20 protein-coding genes are annotated in these 15,915 nt (G+C 43.2%); 2 read left to right on the top strand and 18 right to left on the bottom strand.

Annotated elements, in window-relative coordinates; translation table 11 throughout:
* Window positions 1–9: 9 nt before the first annotated feature.
* The 4 genes from MTTB_RS06035 to hdrC all read right to left on the bottom strand — a co-directional run bounded on the left by MTTB_RS06035 (window position 10) and on the right by hdrC (window position 2,853).
* Window positions 10–534, bottom strand: coding sequence for a DUF2096 domain-containing protein (locus MTTB_RS06035; protein WP_248564118.1), 525 nt, complete (start codon window positions 532–534; stop codon window positions 10–12).
* Complete coding sequence (locus MTTB_RS06040) at window positions 531–797, bottom strand: DUF749 domain-containing protein (protein WP_248564119.1); 267 nt, start codon at window positions 795–797, stop codon at window positions 531–533. The genes MTTB_RS06035 and MTTB_RS06040 overlap by 4 nt, the downstream gene beginning before the upstream one ends.
* A 106-nt stretch (window positions 798–903) precedes the next feature.
* Window positions 904–1,821 (bottom strand): CoB--CoM heterodisulfide reductase subunit B, encoded by a 918-nt coding sequence (gene hdrB / locus MTTB_RS06045; protein ID WP_248564120.1) that lies wholly within the window; start codon window positions 1,819–1,821, stop codon window positions 904–906.
* 18 nt (window positions 1,822–1,839) lie between these two features.
* Entirely contained in the window at window positions 1,840–2,853 is a 1,014-nt protein-coding gene (hdrC, locus tag MTTB_RS06050; RefSeq protein WP_248564121.1) for a CoB--CoM heterodisulfide reductase subunit C, read from the bottom strand.
* Window positions 2,854–3,045: 192 nt separating this feature from the next.
* Between hdrC and MTTB_RS06055 the strand changes: the two genes are divergently transcribed.
* On the top strand, window positions 3,046–3,777 hold the full coding sequence (locus tag MTTB_RS06055; protein ID WP_248564122.1) for an archaeosine tRNA-ribosyltransferase: 732 nt from the start codon (window positions 3,046–3,048) through the stop codon (window positions 3,775–3,777).
* Here the strand turns inward: MTTB_RS06055 and MTTB_RS06060 are convergent.
* The 3 genes from MTTB_RS06060 to MTTB_RS06070 all read right to left on the bottom strand — a co-directional run bounded on the left by MTTB_RS06060 (window position 3,769) and on the right by MTTB_RS06070 (window position 5,559).
* A complete protein-coding gene (locus tag MTTB_RS06060; protein WP_248564123.1) occupies window positions 3,769–4,329 on the bottom strand; it encodes a class I SAM-dependent methyltransferase in 561 nt (186 codons plus the stop codon). The two genes, MTTB_RS06055 and MTTB_RS06060, sit on opposite strands and share 9 nt — an antisense overlap.
* The gene (gene dph5 / locus MTTB_RS06065) at window positions 4,326–5,117 is read right to left on the bottom strand and encodes a diphthine synthase (protein WP_248564124.1); all 792 of its coding nucleotides are present in this window, start codon (window positions 5,115–5,117) and stop codon (window positions 4,326–4,328) included. The genes MTTB_RS06060 and dph5 overlap by 4 nt, the downstream gene beginning before the upstream one ends.
* 97 nt (window positions 5,118–5,214) lie before the next feature.
* Complete coding sequence (locus MTTB_RS06070) at window positions 5,215–5,559, bottom strand: transposase (RefSeq protein WP_248564125.1); 345 nt, start codon at window positions 5,557–5,559, stop codon at window positions 5,215–5,217.
* A 160-nt stretch (window positions 5,560–5,719) separates the two neighbouring features.
* Here MTTB_RS06070 and MTTB_RS06075 point away from each other — a divergent pair, with 160 nt between their 5' ends.
* Window positions 5,720–6,736: a class I SAM-dependent methyltransferase gene (locus MTTB_RS06075; protein WP_248564126.1), complete on the top strand. Its 1,017-nt coding sequence runs from the start codon at window positions 5,720–5,722 to the stop codon at window positions 6,734–6,736.
* Here the strand turns inward: MTTB_RS06075 and mtnA are convergent.
* From mtnA to MTTB_RS06130, 11 genes are read right to left on the bottom strand one after another with little or no spacing between them, the layout of a single operon-like run.
* Window positions 6,733–7,662: an S-methyl-5-thioribose-1-phosphate isomerase gene (gene mtnA, locus MTTB_RS06080; RefSeq protein ID WP_248564127.1), complete on the bottom strand. Its 930-nt coding sequence runs from the start codon at window positions 7,660–7,662 to the stop codon at window positions 6,733–6,735. The two genes, MTTB_RS06075 and mtnA, sit on opposite strands and share 4 nt — an antisense overlap.
* 20 nt (window positions 7,663–7,682) lie before the next feature.
* The gene (gene nifB, locus MTTB_RS06085; RefSeq protein ID WP_248565300.1) at window positions 7,683–8,543 is read right to left on the bottom strand and encodes a radical SAM protein; all 861 of its coding nucleotides are present in this window, start codon (window positions 8,541–8,543) and stop codon (window positions 7,683–7,685) included.
* A gap of 5 nt (window positions 8,544–8,548) precedes the next feature.
* On the bottom strand, window positions 8,549–9,100 hold the full coding sequence (locus tag MTTB_RS06090) for a methanogenesis marker 17 protein (RefSeq protein WP_248564128.1): 552 nt from the start codon (window positions 9,098–9,100) through the stop codon (window positions 8,549–8,551).
* On the bottom strand, window positions 9,097–10,344 hold the full coding sequence (locus MTTB_RS06095; RefSeq protein ID WP_248564129.1) for a methanogenesis marker 15 protein: 1,248 nt from the start codon (window positions 10,342–10,344) through the stop codon (window positions 9,097–9,099). The genes MTTB_RS06090 and MTTB_RS06095 overlap by 4 nt, the downstream gene beginning before the upstream one ends.
* Entirely contained in the window at window positions 10,337–10,783 is a 447-nt protein-coding gene (locus MTTB_RS06100; protein ID WP_248564130.1) for a methanogenesis marker 5 protein, read from the bottom strand. The genes MTTB_RS06095 and MTTB_RS06100 overlap by 8 nt, the downstream gene beginning before the upstream one ends.
* Window positions 10,780–11,154: a DUF2111 domain-containing protein gene (locus MTTB_RS06105; RefSeq protein WP_248564131.1), complete on the bottom strand. Its 375-nt coding sequence runs from the start codon at window positions 11,152–11,154 to the stop codon at window positions 10,780–10,782. The genes MTTB_RS06100 and MTTB_RS06105 overlap by 4 nt, the downstream gene beginning before the upstream one ends.
* A 1-nt stretch (window position 11,155) precedes the next feature.
* On the bottom strand, window positions 11,156–11,620 hold the full coding sequence (locus MTTB_RS06110) for a methanogenesis marker 6 protein (protein ID WP_428343362.1): 465 nt from the start codon (window positions 11,618–11,620) through the stop codon (window positions 11,156–11,158).
* Window positions 11,562–13,106 carry a methyl-coenzyme M reductase-associated protein Mmp3 gene (gene mmp3, locus MTTB_RS06115; protein WP_248564133.1) on the bottom strand — a complete coding sequence of 515 codons (1,545 nt, stop codon included), beginning with the start codon at window positions 13,104–13,106 and terminating at the stop codon, window positions 11,562–11,564. The genes MTTB_RS06110 and mmp3 overlap by 59 nt, the downstream gene beginning before the upstream one ends.
* Before the next feature lies 1 nt (window position 13,107).
* Complete coding sequence (locus MTTB_RS06120) at window positions 13,108–14,109, bottom strand: methanogenesis marker 2 protein (protein ID WP_248564134.1); 1,002 nt, start codon at window positions 14,107–14,109, stop codon at window positions 13,108–13,110.
* A gap of 22 nt (window positions 14,110–14,131) precedes the next feature.
* Window positions 14,132–15,250, bottom strand: a complete 1,119-nt coding sequence (locus MTTB_RS06125) for a DUF2117 domain-containing protein (RefSeq protein WP_248564135.1) — start codon at window positions 15,248–15,250, stop codon at window positions 14,132–14,134.
* A 6-nt stretch (window positions 15,251–15,256) separates the two neighbouring features.
* On the bottom strand, window positions 15,257–15,763 hold the full coding sequence (locus tag MTTB_RS06130; protein ID WP_248564136.1) for an NOB1 family endonuclease: 507 nt from the start codon (window positions 15,761–15,763) through the stop codon (window positions 15,257–15,259).
* Between the last annotated feature and the right edge of the window lie 152 nt (window positions 15,764–15,915).

Here is a 15,915-nt window from a genome sequence, read left to right on the forward strand (position 1 = left end):
GGGGTGTGTTCACTCGTGGAAGAAGGAGCCTATCTCCCTGAGGCCCTTTTTTATATTCTCTTTTTCGCCGTAGATTGCTATTAGATCGTCTTCTTCGAATTCTATGATGAGACTGTGTTCTTCTGCTATTTCTTGGATTCTGTCCTCTGATAATGGTTCTTGTAGGTGGACTCTTGCAAGTGAGAATCCTGGTGGCGCCCCGATTATGAACCGTGCCCTTGGCTCCGGCACCTTATATACTTCCTCTCCTAGTGAGGCTCTTTTAAGTTTTTCGATCCATTGCCCCTGATAGTCTTTGTTGACGGATTCTGCAATCTCTAGTAGGGTCTCCTGGATTTCATTTAACATCTCGTTTATTCTTTTCAATTCTTTTACCATCTGGGGGTTGGTCGTGTCTGTCTTGTAAAAGTTTATTGACGCTTTTACTAGTCGCATTTCCTCGTTTATACTCTTGGGTACTTTTAATCCTCTTTTTTTCAAATCTGTTAATAATCCTAGGAGTACCATCCAGGTTTGTTCTACTGGTAGGGTCATAGGTGTCCTTCCAGTATCTTTAATGTGGGCTGGTTTATCTTGGCACCTGCCTCTTTAAGTTCATCTTTGATCTCATCCAGGCTATTATAGGATTCTAGGAATAGGACATGGTAGCTGTTGGTGCCTACTATGTTAAGTACAGCTATCTCCTCATTTTCCTTTATCTTCTTCTTTTTTAGTGCTGCGTGGAAGTCTGCAAATTTAGCGTATTCTTCGGGTAGTTCTTCATATTTATAGATTCCTCGCAATGTTGCTATGAACAATATGGATACACCTCAAATTTTAAACTATATAAAAACTAGGGTTGTTTGTTATATAAGTAATTTTCTAAGAAAAAATGGAGAAAAAGATTATAAAATGGGGGGTATTCTATTCTCCCCCTATTGTGATATCCTTTTCGGCTAAGGATTCCTCTATCTTCCTTATCACTGGATCAACTTGGACATTGTGAGCGTCTATGACTATGTCCCTTATGTCAAGGTCCATTGCAAGTCCTAACAATTGTGCAAGGTGAAGTACTGGCATGTTATATTCTTCCCCGAATTTCTCCTTGATCTCTACCTGGCCCCTGTCGAATTGTAGGTGGCAGAATGGGCATACGTTGACTATTACATCGGCTCCTGCCTCTTGCATGTTTATTATCTTTTCTCTTGTGAAGTCTAATGCCACTTCTAGGTCTCGGGATCTCACACCTCCACCTGCGCCGCAGCACATCATCTTATCCTTGTATGGTACTGATTTGGCGCCTGTAACCTCCACCAGCTCGTCTAGGATGGTTGGATCCTCTGGGTTGTCAATACCGATTTCTTCGCTTGGTTTTAGGAAGTGGCAACCGTAGTGTACTGCCACATTTAAATCTAGTGGTTTTTTAACCAGTTCTGATAGTTTGTCGAGTCCAACGTCATTATATAATATCTCGGCGAAGTGTCTTACATTGATCTTTCCTTTGTATTCTCTGCCAACTTCTTTAAGTACTTCATTGACTTTATTTCTCATTTCTTCATTTTCTTTTAGTAGGTGGTTTGCCTCAAATAGTGAACCAAAGCACCCGTTACATTCTGTCATAAGGTCTGCGTCCATTTCCTCTGCGATTGTTATGTTCCTTGCTGCGATGGATGCCCATGTTGTCCTGTCAAATGATCCGAACACTCCAGGGGCTGGGCAGCAGGATGCTCCTTCCATGTCCTTTAATTCTATTCCTAGTTGGTCGAATAGTACTCTTGTTGCCTTTTCTATCCCAGGGTACCTGTTGTTCATTATACATCCTAAAAAGTATGCGAATGCCATTCTTCTCAGCCTCCAATTTTATTCTATTTCACCTGTTTCCCAGTTGTATCCTATGAGTGAATCGAATCCTGTTGCTTTTATGATCTTCTGAACTTCTTCGAGGGCTTCTGGGAATGAATGTGTTGTTGGTGGCAGCTCTCCCAGGCCTACAGCATCCCTTAACTGTTTTGTGGCGTCGTCTATTGGCACTCCGTGTCCTGTTTTTATAACGAATGAGCCCACGGCCTTGTGTACTGGGGACATGTATCCTGCTTTGGCTGCTTCATTTCTTATTAGTTTTACAACGTCAACTATCTTGACTTTCCTTGGGCATCTTTCCTGGCAGGAATAGCAGGTTGTGCACATCCATAATGCTGGGTCTGATAGGAGCTGGTCTTTCAGGCCCATGTTTGCTTTTCTGATTATCTGCCTTACCTTGTAGGGTGTTCTCCTACCTGATGGGCAGGATCCTGTGCATGTTCCACATTGGAAGCAGTATTCAAGGCTTTCTCCACCAGCTGCTTTAACTTTCTCGGAGAATTCCTTGTCTACATCACTTCTTCTTATAAGTTCTTCTTCTCCTTTTAACAAGGTCATTATATCACTCCTTTCAGGTTTTTCTTCCTCTTCAACTTCTTCTTCAGTTTCTTCACTGACCTCTTCCTCTGGTTTTTCCTCAGGAACTTCCTCTTCAACTTCTTCTTCAGTTTCTTCACTGACCTCTTCCTCTGGTTTTTCCTCAGGAACTTCCTCTTCAACTTCTTCTTCAGTTTCTTCACTGACCTCTTCCTCTGGTTTTTCCTCAGGAACTTCCTCTTCAACTTCTTCTTCAGTTTCTTCACTGACCTCTTCCTCTGGTTTTTCCTCAGGAACTTCCTCTTCAACTTCTTCTTCAGTTTCTTCACTGACCTCTTCCTCTGGTTTTTCCTCTGGTTTTTCTGGTTCTTCTTCTTTGACCTCTTCCTCAGGAACTTCCTCTTTGACTTTTTCCTCTGGTTTTTCTGGCTCTTCTTCACCTATTAATAACCTTTTTAGGCGTTCTAATATGGACATTGTTTTCACGCCCTAACATTGGGGGGGTTGTCACTGGTTCCCATGTTTCCGGTCTGGAAGTGCTCAGTATATATAAGTTACTAAAAATCACAAGAGTGTAACCCTTTGGGTTACACTATCTGGGGTTATATGCCGACACAAGATAAATAATTTTATGCCCATCCACAAAAGAATGGGGCCTTGGGTGAGAAGATGAAAAAGTTTGAGATAAAACTCCATGATGGACCAGCCCGCCTAGGTATGATAGATGGGATGGAAACACCCGCAATCATAGACTATAAAACAATTGAGTTTGCACAGGATCAGCCCACCCCCTATAACGTGCCCATTGAAATAGCCAGATGGAGCGTGAAAGAAACAATAAAAAATGCCAAATCTTCAAAAAGAGAATATGCTGTTATCCACGGCGCTAAATACTTGGATTTAAGGGTTAAATGTGCCATGGAACTAGAAAGTCTGGGCTTTAAAAAGCTTATAATAGCAAATGGGGATGAATTACTCACAAAACCCGCAGACCTTGTAAGATTAACCGTTAAAATCCGTGAAAATATAAAACCAGACACCCTATTATGTTTCCCATACTCCGAGGCATCATTCATACCCATACTAGTTTATATGGGTGTCGATCTTTTCACAGATGCAATATGCAAATTCTACAGTTACCTTAATATTCTAATGACACCCAACCACTCATACAAGATAGACAAATACAAAATATATAAATTAAATGAGAGCGAACTCTCCAACTACAATAAGGGAACCCTTGATTTTGTTATAAGAGAAGTGAAAGAGCATATAAAAATGGGAACCCTAAGGAACCTTGTAGAAGAGAAAGCAGCCACATCACCAGCCAACATGACAGCCCTACGCATACTAGATGACGAATTCCAAGAATACCTCCAAAGGTATACACGATTATACTAACATCCTAGCCACCAGGATATAATGGTAGGGTCCAACATCCTCCACCCTTACCGTGTAAAAACCATAAACTTTTATAATATCAGAGGTTTCACGAGGATCCAATCTTAAAGAAGGATGAGGCCCCACCCTACTCTCCTTCTTGAACTCTACAATGGCCAGTTTACCATCAGGTTTCAGCACCCTCCTTATTTCTTCCATGACCGGTTTAACCCTCTTGTTAGCTACTAGACCGTGTAGTACGTTAGCCATGAGATATATATCTACTGTGGACTCTGGGATTGGGAGTTTCCTTGTTATATCCCCGAGTATCGCCCTGATATTTCCTATGTTCTCCTCTTTTATGGTCCTCTTTAAGATGTTGATGGATTCCTCATAGATGTCAATGGCATAAATTCTACCACTGCCAATAGCCTTTGAAGCTTCGATGGATATGAAACCGTCACCACAACCCGCATCAACTAGTATCATCCCATCTCTAACCTTCAAGGCCTTTATAACATTTCTTGCATTTAGTATGTCCCGTGTTGTTTTACCGGCATCGTGGTGTCTCATCTCTCACCCTCAAGTATTTCTGGTGGTGCTCCCCCGATCTCTACCAAGTATTCTGCCTCGAGGAAGTGCAACTTGGATGGGATGATCAGACAATGTAATGGCCCCCCAAAATCCTCTAATCTGAGCTTTTTTATCCTGTCAGCTCTTATAAGTGGATTGGATGATCCCACCCTTGCCAACACAACAGCAAGCGAATCTAAGCCGATTATATCATCTCCCCTCTCTTCTTCAACCCTTAATAGGTATTCAAGGCCCTCGTTTGCGCTCATATACTTGTTTTCTTCAGCTTTTATATCTAGTAATATTAGTGTGTGGGCATCATATTCAAGGTTATCCTTGATTGTGAGGTATGGTGAGTGTGGGAAATAGTTTTCTTCCGGGAATGGTATTGTTGTTGTTTTACCGAACTTGTATACTTGTAAACCTGCAAGGCCCGGGGCTGCTGAGAAAATGGATGAAGAGTGTATTATCCTCGTTTTAATGTTTTTTCTCCGGGCCTCTAATATGAGAGTGGAGTGTGTTGTGGCAACTAGCGGATCCCCAGGGACTAGTAATGCCACATCTTCTCCCTGGGCGTATTCTAATGGTGTCATCTCCTCCTCTATCTCCTTCCTTCCGATGATCTGAATATCCTTCCCTGTTTCTTCTCTTATTGTTGACAGGCTCTGGTCTTTTAGTTTTGCTGTGTAGAATTCTGCGAATATCCTATCACATACTTTCAGTGTTTTCATGCCCTTGATTGAAATGTCATTTTCATCATAGAGTCCTAGGCCTATAATATAGAGCATGTGGGATCTGCCCCCCAATAGTTTATAATCCTATATTAGTAAGATATGAACTACCCCCCATTGGGGGTTTCCTGTTTCAATGATGAGACTTGCCCAGCTAAGGTAGGGATGCTGAGTAGGGGGTTTTTCGTGGGCTTGGGGGTTGTCCCAGCCCCGAGTCGAGTATCCTATTAGCAGATATATAATCTTGGTATGGGTCATTGTAGGATAGTCCTTTGCTTGTGCCCTTTGGGTTCACTTTTACGAGTTGTCTGCTGGCTCTTTCAGCCTTGTAGACGAGCATGTTGGAGGAATTTTCCCCATGAGGCATCCAGTATCCCTTTGGCAAGACGACGGTTCCTAACCATATGTTTAGGTTTTCAACGCGGATAGTATTATAGTTTTTGATGTAGAATTTTTGAGAGTTTGTGGAGGTCGTCTCTTTGATTTCGAAACTTGCCATCGAGCACTTCCTCGCTCCCCACACATAGATATATCAAAGGGTGAACCAAAATGATACTAGAAAACATATCCCATGTATCACTGTAAAATGTTTTTTCGACTTTCATCCCCCCATAGGGGGAGTTCCCGCCGAAAGATTTAAAATGGGGAGGTTAATTATTTTGAAGGCCCTGAGGGTTCCTAAAAGGGACGCTGATACCATAATAAGAAGACTTATCAAGGATTCTCTCATAGATTCCAATTATAGGATTAATAGAGACCAAAGATCCGTTTTCATACCATTAAAGGAGCCTGTAGATCCTAAGAAGATCCATGAGGATGCTTCAATCGTTGAAACAGAATTCCAGGAGAAAGAGAAGCGTCCAAGAGACTTTAAAGAGATCCTAAAGGATAAAATAGAGGATAGGCTCCTCAAGGATATAAGAAGATCATTCGACATCATAGGAGACATCATAATCTTAGAGATCCCAGAAGAACTAGAAGAACACAAACACACAATAGGGGAGGCCCTCTTAAAATTCACGAAAAAACGTGGAGTATTCCGGAAAAAAAGCAAAGTCAAAGGCGTCAAACGTATAAGGGAATTCGAACATCTTGCAGGTGAAAACTCAACCGAGACCATCCACGTCGAATATTCCACAAGGATAAAACTAGACATAAAAAAAGTCTACTTCAACCCCAGGCTCGCGAATGAAAGAGAAAGAATCGCAAAACAAGTAAAAAAAGGAGAAATAATCCTCGACATGTTCGCGGGTGTCGGACCATTCTCCCTCGCCATCGCAAGACACAAAAAAGCCTCCAAAATCTATGCAGTTGATATCAACCCCACAGCCATAAAATACCTAAAAGAGAATATCAGATTAAACAAGGCCCATGAGATCATACCATGTCACGGAGACATAAGAAAAGTTGCACAGAAAATCCCCGAAAAGTTTGACAGGATCATAATGAACCTCCCAGCAAGCGCCAAGGAATTCCTAGACCTAGCAATAAAACTAATAAAAGACGATGGGATAATACACTACTACGAATTTGCAAGAGACTTCAAAACCCCAACAGAACATCTACTAGAAGCCTCAAAGCCATTCAAAGTGAAAATACTCAACAAAAGGATCGTCAAATCAAAAAGTCCCGGGATTTGGCAGATCGCAATCGACGCAAAAATCCAGAAAACCTAAATAGGGTCTATCACACCATCCTCAGTGATTATGGCAGTTATAAGATCAGAGGGTACAATATCAAAAGCCGGGTTAACAACCTCCGTGCCCTTCGGGGCTATCCTACAACCTCCATAATATAAAACCTCATCAGAGCCCCTCTCCTCAATAACAGTATCATAGATACTATTCTCCTCATCAAAGGTGCTCCTAGGGGCCGCCACATAAAATGGCACCCCAAACCTCTCAGCGGCTAATGCAACCATCAAAGAGCCTATCTTATTAACAACACCACCCCTAGCAATCCTATCAGCCCCAATTATAACCTTATCAATTTTGCCCTGTTGCATAAGGTAACCAGCCGCACCATCCACTATAAGCTTTACAGGGATCCTCTCCATTTGAAGCTCCCAAACGCTTAAACGGGCCCCCTGACCCAGTGGCCTTGTCTCATCACAAACCACCTTCACACGTTTACCCATACTATGGGCTGCCCTTATAACCCCAAGGGCCGTCCCATAATCTACACATGCAAGGGCCCCAGCATTACAATGTGTGAGGATAGTATCCCCATCCTCAACTATGCTAGCCCCGTGCTCTCCGATGGCCCTTGTAGTCTCCATATCCTCCCTGTATATCCTCAGGGCTTCTTCTAGTGGGGAATCAGAGGATAGTGTTCTTTCAACCGCCCATTGCAAGTTTATGGCTGTTGGTCGTGAACTCTTAATCTCCTCGGCGGCCTTTTTAATATCTTCATTGGCAAGGTCTGCTAGTGCAACTGCAAAGGCTGCTGCCACTCCTATAGCAGGGGCTCCCCTCACAACCATATTCTTTATTGCGAATATAACATCCTTGTAGTCTTTACATTCGAAGTATTCAAGCTTGTCTGGTAGTTTTCGCTGGTCTATTAATAGTAGGCGGTCTTCTTCCCATTTAATGGTCTTCAAGGCAGGATCACCCCCCACAGCTAGTAGTGGCTTGCTGGTGTGATGTCCAAGTGTTTGTCCTTTTCACCTGGTATCCCATAGGCGTCTGCACGACATTGCATACAAGCCCTGAAGACTGGTAGTATCTTCTCCACCTCGGCCCTTGCTTTTTCTATCTGTGCACATGTTGGTCTTGGATAATCTTTCATCTCACCTAGGGGTATTAGGGGTATTATGTTCATTAGGGATGCTCCCCTCTTTTTAACTTCACGGGCTATATCAGTGATGTGATTGTCATTTAATCCTGGTATGAGTACAGTGTTGACCTTGACTATGATACCCTTTTTAGCGGCTTTTTCTATGCCCTCAAGTTGGTTTTTAGAGAGTATCTTGAAGGCTTCTTTCCCCTTGTAAACTTTTCCCTTGTAGATGACATGTGAGTATATCTTTTCGCCTATTTCAGGGTCTATTGCATTTACTGTGACTGTTATTGTCTTCACGCCGAGTTTGGCCAGTTCATCCGCCTTTTTGGGGAGTAGGAGGCCGTTAGTACTCATGCACTTTATGAGGTCTGGGAATTTCTCATTGGCTCGTTTAAAGAATTCGAAGGTTTCTTCGTTGGCCAGTGCATCACCCGGACCGGCGACGCCTATTACTGATATTGGCATCTCCCCCGTGACCTTTTCAACGTGTTTTATAGCATCTTCTACGCTCATAACCCTCGCGGTTACCCCGGGGCGCATTTCGCATTCGCTTATCTCCCTGGTGCAGAACCTGCAGTGTATGTTACATTTAGGTGCGATGGGTAGGTGTATTCTCCCCACCTTGTCGTGGATTTTCTCATTAAAGCATGGGTGGGCCTTTGTTATGTGTGCGAATCTTGTCTGGCGTGGTATAACCATCCTATTCAACTCCTTATCTCCCTGGTCATCTTATATGCTTTTTTTATCCATTCTTCCTGGAGTATTTCGTCGGTGCATACCATTGCTATTATATTATCCTCTGAGATGTCCCTTATGACGCGGAAGCCTTCCGGTATTATCCTGAAGATTGCATCATATATTTTCTTTTTGAGGGTCTCTTGGGGGTCGTGGACCATTAAACCTTCTAGTTTGACTGTGGGATCTTCGATTATTATCTCGAATCTTGTTGGTTGTTGTATTTTTTCTCTTCCTTCTAGTCTCCAGAGTTTTTCGAGTAACTGGGGTAAGTATGTTTCATCTGTTATGCGTAGGTGGAGTTTGCCCTCTTCGTCATATTCTGGTATCGCCATATCCTCCAGGTAAATTGGTGATGCTGCCCTGGCAAATTTGACCACGATTATGAAGACCGGCTCGCGGGGGTCTGCGAATATTCGCAGATCCTCTACCGCCCTCCCAAGCTGCAACTCCTGGAGCACTTGTTTTACTACTAGTTCATATGCTTCGGCGCCTTCACGATCATAGCATTCTACTTTCATCCCCTTTCCCCTTTTCCTGTTTTGGCCATGCCTGATACGAGTAGGGCGGCTCCAACTGCCCCTATGTATTGGGAGTTTTCCGGTACTATTATGTCTATGCCTCCTAGGATGTCGCTCATGGCCTCTACCAGTCCTTCGATGAGTGATGTTCCACCTACTTGTATTACGGGTTCTCTCACGTCTATTTCCTGGAGTTGTTGTTCGTAGACTTGTTCTGCTACTGAGTGGCATGCTGCTGCTGCAACATCCTCGCGGGTGCTTCCAGCTGCTAGTGCTGTTACAAGGTCTTGTATTCCGAATACTATGCAGTAACTGTCCAGTGGCGCGTTGTGATAGTCTCCCTCTATTGCGAGGGAACCTAACTCGGTGATGTCTACTCCCAGTCTTCTCGCTGTTATCTCGAGGAATCTTCCTGAGGCTCCCGCGCAGATTCCACCCATCGTGAAGTTGTCTGGTATGCTGTCGTGTACTGTTATGACCTTGTTGTCCATTCCCCCTATGTCTATAACTGTTGCCTCACCCTTTTGGTGGTTTGCCAGGAATACCGCGCCTTTGGAGTTCACACTTAATTCTTCTTGTATTAGGTCTGCGTTGAAGCGTCTTCCTATTGTGAGTCTCCCGTATCCTGTGACTCCCATGCCATCGATGTCCCCTATTTTGTAATCTGTTTCCTTGAAGGCTTCTTTTATGCCTTCTTCCGCGGAGCTTATAACGTCTGTTGTGGGTATCCATCCTGTGCCTATGATTTCATTGTCTTCCATTAGCACTACCTTGGTTGTTGTTGAACCCGAGTCTATCCCTAATGTGAGTCCTTCCTGTTTTTCCCTTGCTAGCATGCTCTTTCTAGATACTATGGTTGAGAGCGCCTCCATTCTAATGAATAATTCATCCGCTTTGGTTCTTTCCGTGAATGAGTAGGTTACGACTGGCAGTCTCGTGTTTTGTTGGATGAATCTTCTTATCTCGTTCCTTACCAGGGCTCCTTCAGCACATCTGAAACATGTTGCTATGAACACGGCATCGGCGTCTGTTCTCCCCTCCACGACTGACATCGCCCTTGCTATCATGAGTTTTATACCCGAACTTGCACATTCAAAGCCGAATTTTTTATAAGCCTCATCTATATAATCCAGGTCCGTTTCTGGGATGACTATCTCGGCTCCGAAGGTCTCAGCCGCCCTTTCTATCTCCTTTTGAACGCCACTGTATTCTGTACCACATGATATTTGGGCTATCTTAACCATTTTCAGCCTCCAATTCATCCAGGAATGTGTTTATCTTATTAACTACTTCTATTGTCTCTTCACGACTCCTAGGATACTTTAATTCTAGTATGGGTATCCTTTTTTGTCTTAAGTAATATACACAGAGTTCATTGGTCCTCGAGCATCCCATGCAACCGAAACCGAATGGGGCGTCCTCCATGATTATGGCAGCGTCAGCCTCCTCGATTAGGGGACCGAATATTGACATCCGCCCCCTGACCCCTGATGGGACTTCTATCGCCGCATATTTAAGCCCCTTTAGGGGGTCTTCTTGTGTTATGTTGAATGGTGGCGAGTCGATCTCAGGGTCTGTCACCTTTCTCCTTATCTCCTTTTGTAGTATGAGGGGTTCGTGGCCTTTTCTCTCCACGAGATCCGCTAATATGAGAGAGTTTGGTGGGAATATTGCTATTTTCAATGTTTAATCCTCCTTTCCCTTGTGGGGGTGGGTCTTCTTGAAATCTCCCTGATGTCTGTGAATATGCCCTTTGTTATGTCCACGATGCCTATAGCCCCTATAATCTCCCCCTTTTCTTTGAGTGGGACTACTATGACTGGAGTGCCCTTGTATGGTCCCGTTTCTGGGATTTCCCTTGCAGTTTTCCCTGTTTTTAAGACCTTCTCAAGTACTGGTCCCGTGTAATTGTAGTCTAATACTTTGCCTTCTTCTATTCTGAGGCCTTTTTTTTCTCTGCTCCTTATTGTGAGGGGTAGTCGTCCTACGAGTTCGTGTATGCAGGTTGCGAGTTCTTCGAGTTCCTTCCCGGTTGATGATGGGGTTATCTCCATTTTAAACCCTCATTAGTTTCTTGGCTATCTTCTTGAAGGTGTCAACGTCTATTCTTTTTTTCTCATGGAGGCTTACCTTCTGCGGTTTGGAGAGGGCTTCACTCACATATCCTAAGAGTTTGAATTCCTTTTCGAGTTGGTGGAAGCCCTCCCTGGCACCGCCCCTATGTGCCCTGCACCTTCTAGGGTCTCCTGGTGGGAATCCCCTCTCCTTTAAGAAGATGTTGTTTGGGTCGAATTCCCTTATCTCCCTGGCAGCCCTTTCCACGAGTTCCTTTTCTCCGTGGATTAGCGCACCATAACATGTGGATTTTATTGTGAGGGGCAGGCCCATCATGTGGATCTTGTGGACGAGTTCGGCCGGGCTTAGGTTTGCATTCGGCCCTAATATTACCATCCTTGTGGATTCATCCTGGCTTTTTTTCTCTAACATAGACCGTGTCTCCTTCTTTAAATTTTTCAACATTTTCCAGGCCCTTTGTTATCCTCCCTATTATGTTTGTGGCGTTGAATGGTTCGCCTGTTGGGCCGAATTCGTCGTTGTCTTCGAGTCTTACTCCGATCAAGCCCACGTGGTGGCGTGACATGTTGGTCACTCCTAGTTCCCCTGCTTTGACGCATCCTGTTGGCGTGTTTTCTGGTATTATGCCCTTGGCTTCGCTTTTCTCGCCTTTGAACATCACTACTTTCATGCCCGGGAATGCGAAGTGGACTTCCATTGATCCTATGGGCGAGTCTATGAGTCCTGAGATCTTTTTGAAGTACCATATTGAGCGTGGTGCTTTTTCATCCATTTCTATTTCTAGGATTTTGTCTTCTTCGACGCCGAATGTTTTAACCTTTTTCTCCTTTAGGATGTCCATTGTATATTTGGGGTCTTGCCTTACTATGATGGCTTTATCGTCTTTTAGGCCATCTCTTATCTGTTCTATGCCATGTTCTTGGAGGTATTTTTCCGCTTCTTTCTGCGTCATGTTAACTGTCATTATACGGCCTGGTTCGCATTCTATTGTTATCTGGTCTCCTTGTCTTGCTATATCCACTAGTTCCATCCCATTCTGGACTGTTCCTATTAGGTTGTGTGATGGTGTTGAAACCCGGTCTTCCCTGTAGATGTATACGCGCCCTGCCCCTCGCCCCCTGTTCCTGAGGGTTACTGTCCCCCTTTTCCTCTGTTCTATGCGCTCCACGCTCTTCCTGATACCCTCCAACGCATATAATCCTATGAACGAATTTGACTCGTAGTCTACTCTGACTTTACCATCCTCTAGTAGTGAGAAGAAGTGCTCAACAGATTCTGGGGAATCATCTGTGGGTTTTACCTTGACATAAGTGAATACTTGGTTTCCATCTTCTAGTATGGTGTCAAGGTCTGTTACGGCAGCACTTTTCACTATACTTCTACGTTCTATTACAGGTTCGACTTCTTCGATGTAGTCATCTTCTGTGAGAGATAATACTGTTCTTCTGCCACCTGTTATCTTCGCAAAAACCCCCCTGTTGTATGGTGGAACCCCATATATGCTGGAGTGTTCATCTTTGCTGAATATCACGTGTGTAGATTCTGGGCTGAACCCTGAAAGGCTTAATATTACCTCGTTTTTATTATATTGGTGTTCTTGGTGTGTGGGTTCTAGGCTTGTTTTGATGGGGCCTATGGCCACTTCATCTGGTGTTGTCCATCTTATCCTTTGGCCTTTGAATTTTTTGTAATTTTCTCTCCAGGCTTTTATGAGTGGTTTGACTTTTTCATCTTCTAGTATTTCGATTATGATGCTTCCTGCTGTTGTTTTGATCCTGTATTTGTTGATGTGTTTTTCAAATTCTTCTTTTCCTTTTATGACGCTTATGACCGAACCTTTTATGTAGGGGGCTTTTGCGGCTTTTATAGCATCTTTTACTGTGGAGCCTTCTGGTAGTTCAACTTCTTGGTCGTTGATTTTAATAAGCAACTTATTCTCCCCCACTTTTTTGGGTTTCTTCTTTTATACCCATTATAATGTCCTTTTCAAAGTCGAATAGTGTCCTTTTCTCATCATCGAAGGTTATGTAGAGCTTTTTTTCGTCTATTATCTCCCCGGCGACGGTTGAGGTTATGTTAACTGATTCTAATAAGCTTATACATTCCTTTACGTTCTCCTGTTTTGCTGTGAGAACGAAACCGGCGCCTGGGTATAATCGCAGCCAATCCTCCCATTTAATGCCCTTCTTCTTGGGGATCTTCTCTAATTCGACGGTTGCACCAACATTTGACGCTTCCAGGAGCATTCCAAGAGTTCCTAGCGTCCCAGGGTTGCTTATATCCTTACCAGCTGTTAATAATCTTTTTGATGCGATTTCTTCCATGATTTTTATCTGGGCCCTTACAAGTTCCGGTTCCTTGTGGCTCGTGGTGTCCCAGTTGAGGGGAAAGCTTGGATGTTGTCTACCATCCAAATCTATACCTATTATTATCTTATCCCCTGGTTTCGCATCACAGCTTGTTATGATAGCATCCTCCGAAACTAGGCCCGTTATTGAAACGTCTAGGGCATTATAGGGGGTGTCCGGGTGCACGTGACCGCCCACCATGGGTACTCCAAATTTCTCCACGCCCTTTCTTACACCTTCCATAACCTTTCTGCAGGTTTCTTTGTCCTTTACTGATAGTACGTTAACCATTCCAATAGGCTTGCCCCCCATCGCCGCAATGTCATTGACATTAACTAGTACTGAACAGTACCCTGCCCAGTATGGGTCTGCTTCCATCAGCCTCCCCCATATACCATCGGCTGCTATTAAAAGTAGTTTACCGTCCCCGAGGCGTATTGCAGATGCGTCATCCCCAAAACTAATATATGTTTTACCTGATACCCTGTCAACTTCATTGAGTAATGATACAACCTCTCTTATGGGTTTTTTACGTGTTACTCCCTCATAATTTTTCACGGATTCTATAATTGAATCTATGTCCAATTGCCCACCTCAAAACCTTGCATTATTTTATTTCTTTTATAAGGTAGTTCACATTCATATTATTTATGATCTCTAGTATCTTCTTTTTAAAATTTTCCATATCCTCTATTTCAATTCTACGCCTTTTCTTAAAAATTTCCTCGAAGATCCTGCGACCTATTATATCATCCCATCCCTTCTCAGATTCTATTATCATGGACCCCCTTGTTTTGAAGCCCTTCTCCACCACCTTGTCAATGTCCCCGTCTGTGATCCCGATAATGGGCACATCAAACCTATAGAGTATGTCAGCTGCTACGAGGCTTGTATCATCCCCTATCGTCACAACTAAATCCGAATCTTTCAAGGCGTAGATGTCCTCCGCAGCATGATCCAGGAATGCTACCTTAAATTTCTCTTTGGGTTTTCTTGTTTCCACTTTCCTTGGTTTGATCCTATCAGATCTTCTGAGGAGTCCAGTTTTGACTATGGCCTCTTTCAAATCTACCGGCCCCAGTTTTTCAACTCCATGTTCTTTTAACTGGCCGCCGATGATCTCCTTTATTATACCATCCTCGGCGACTAATATGACATTGTCTGATGTTGCTTTGCCGATGACAATACCATTTACGAAGATATTCTCACCCTTGGACACCCCAACCAGTCTCCTGTACACTCGCTTATCAGATGGCCTATAATGTTCATCTCTAGGTATCTCTTCTATTATCTCTTCTGGTTCGACTAGTTGGAGGCCTAGTCTGTCTGCGATCTCCTTTGCAAATCTTCTGGTTGACTCGTGCCATGGGATTACCGTACCGTCTTTTTCACCAGGTCTTTCGATTTGTATAAGTTTCGGTTTTGTTTTTGTTTTCATGAAGACTTTGTAGCCGAATCCGTGGCCTGTGACCCTTGATTTACCATAATTTAATAGGAAGATTACGTCATGGCCTTCCTTTGCGAGTTTGTCTACTGATTGGCTTGGTAGTCTCTTCTTGGAGATGTCAATTAGGTTTTCTAGGTGGGCGTCGTAGACTGCTGTTCTCCCCATTGTACCCCCGAGGAGTGCCTTTACCTTCCCATATTCTTCGAGGAATTTTATTATTTTAAGAGCATATCCTGAGTCTACAATATGTGGACCGTGGACTACTACACCGATTTTCATAGGCTATCATTTCCTTTTCTTTTTTATTATCCTGGAGCCGCAGATTTCACATTCTGTCAAAGGATATTCTGGGGGGTATCTTTTTTTGCATCCTATACAGATTTTTTCCCATTGGTATATTTCATTTATCCCCTCTGTTATGACAGCCTTAAATGGCACCTTTAATATTTTCATGATGTTCTGGATGGAGTAATCGTCTGTGATCATCATCACTTTCCTTTTTTCGTTTTTTAATTGTAGTGTTAATGCTATGATCTTCTTGTCAGTATTTGACAATCTTAGGATGTCACCGGATTTTTCAGCGAGCTTCTCAGTCTTTTCAATATATTCTCTTTTTGGGTTGATTATTTTGAGGTTGCCCTCCTCTAGGGATTTTTCGAGAAATATCCTAGATTTCAGGTCTTTTAGTTCTTCCGTAACCTCCGGTATTGTATAATTTTTTTCATCGGATGGTGTGTACCCTCCTATGAATGCGGAGGAATCTAATATTTTATGATATTTCTCTACTCCCATCTTTTCACACTATTATCAAATTTATAGCATCCTATTCTCGGATTGGGTTCCTGTGGTCATCCTATTATTGTATAGGATTACTATTATCCTTTTTATTAAATTGGGCGAAAGGTTTTTAAATGCTTAAAAACATATACTCAGAATGGGTAGGG

This window comes from Methanothermobacter tenebrarum (assembly GCF_023167465.1).
GTDB lineage: Archaea > Methanobacteriota > Methanobacteria > Methanobacteriales > DSM-23052 > Methanothermobacter_A > Methanothermobacter_A tenebrarum.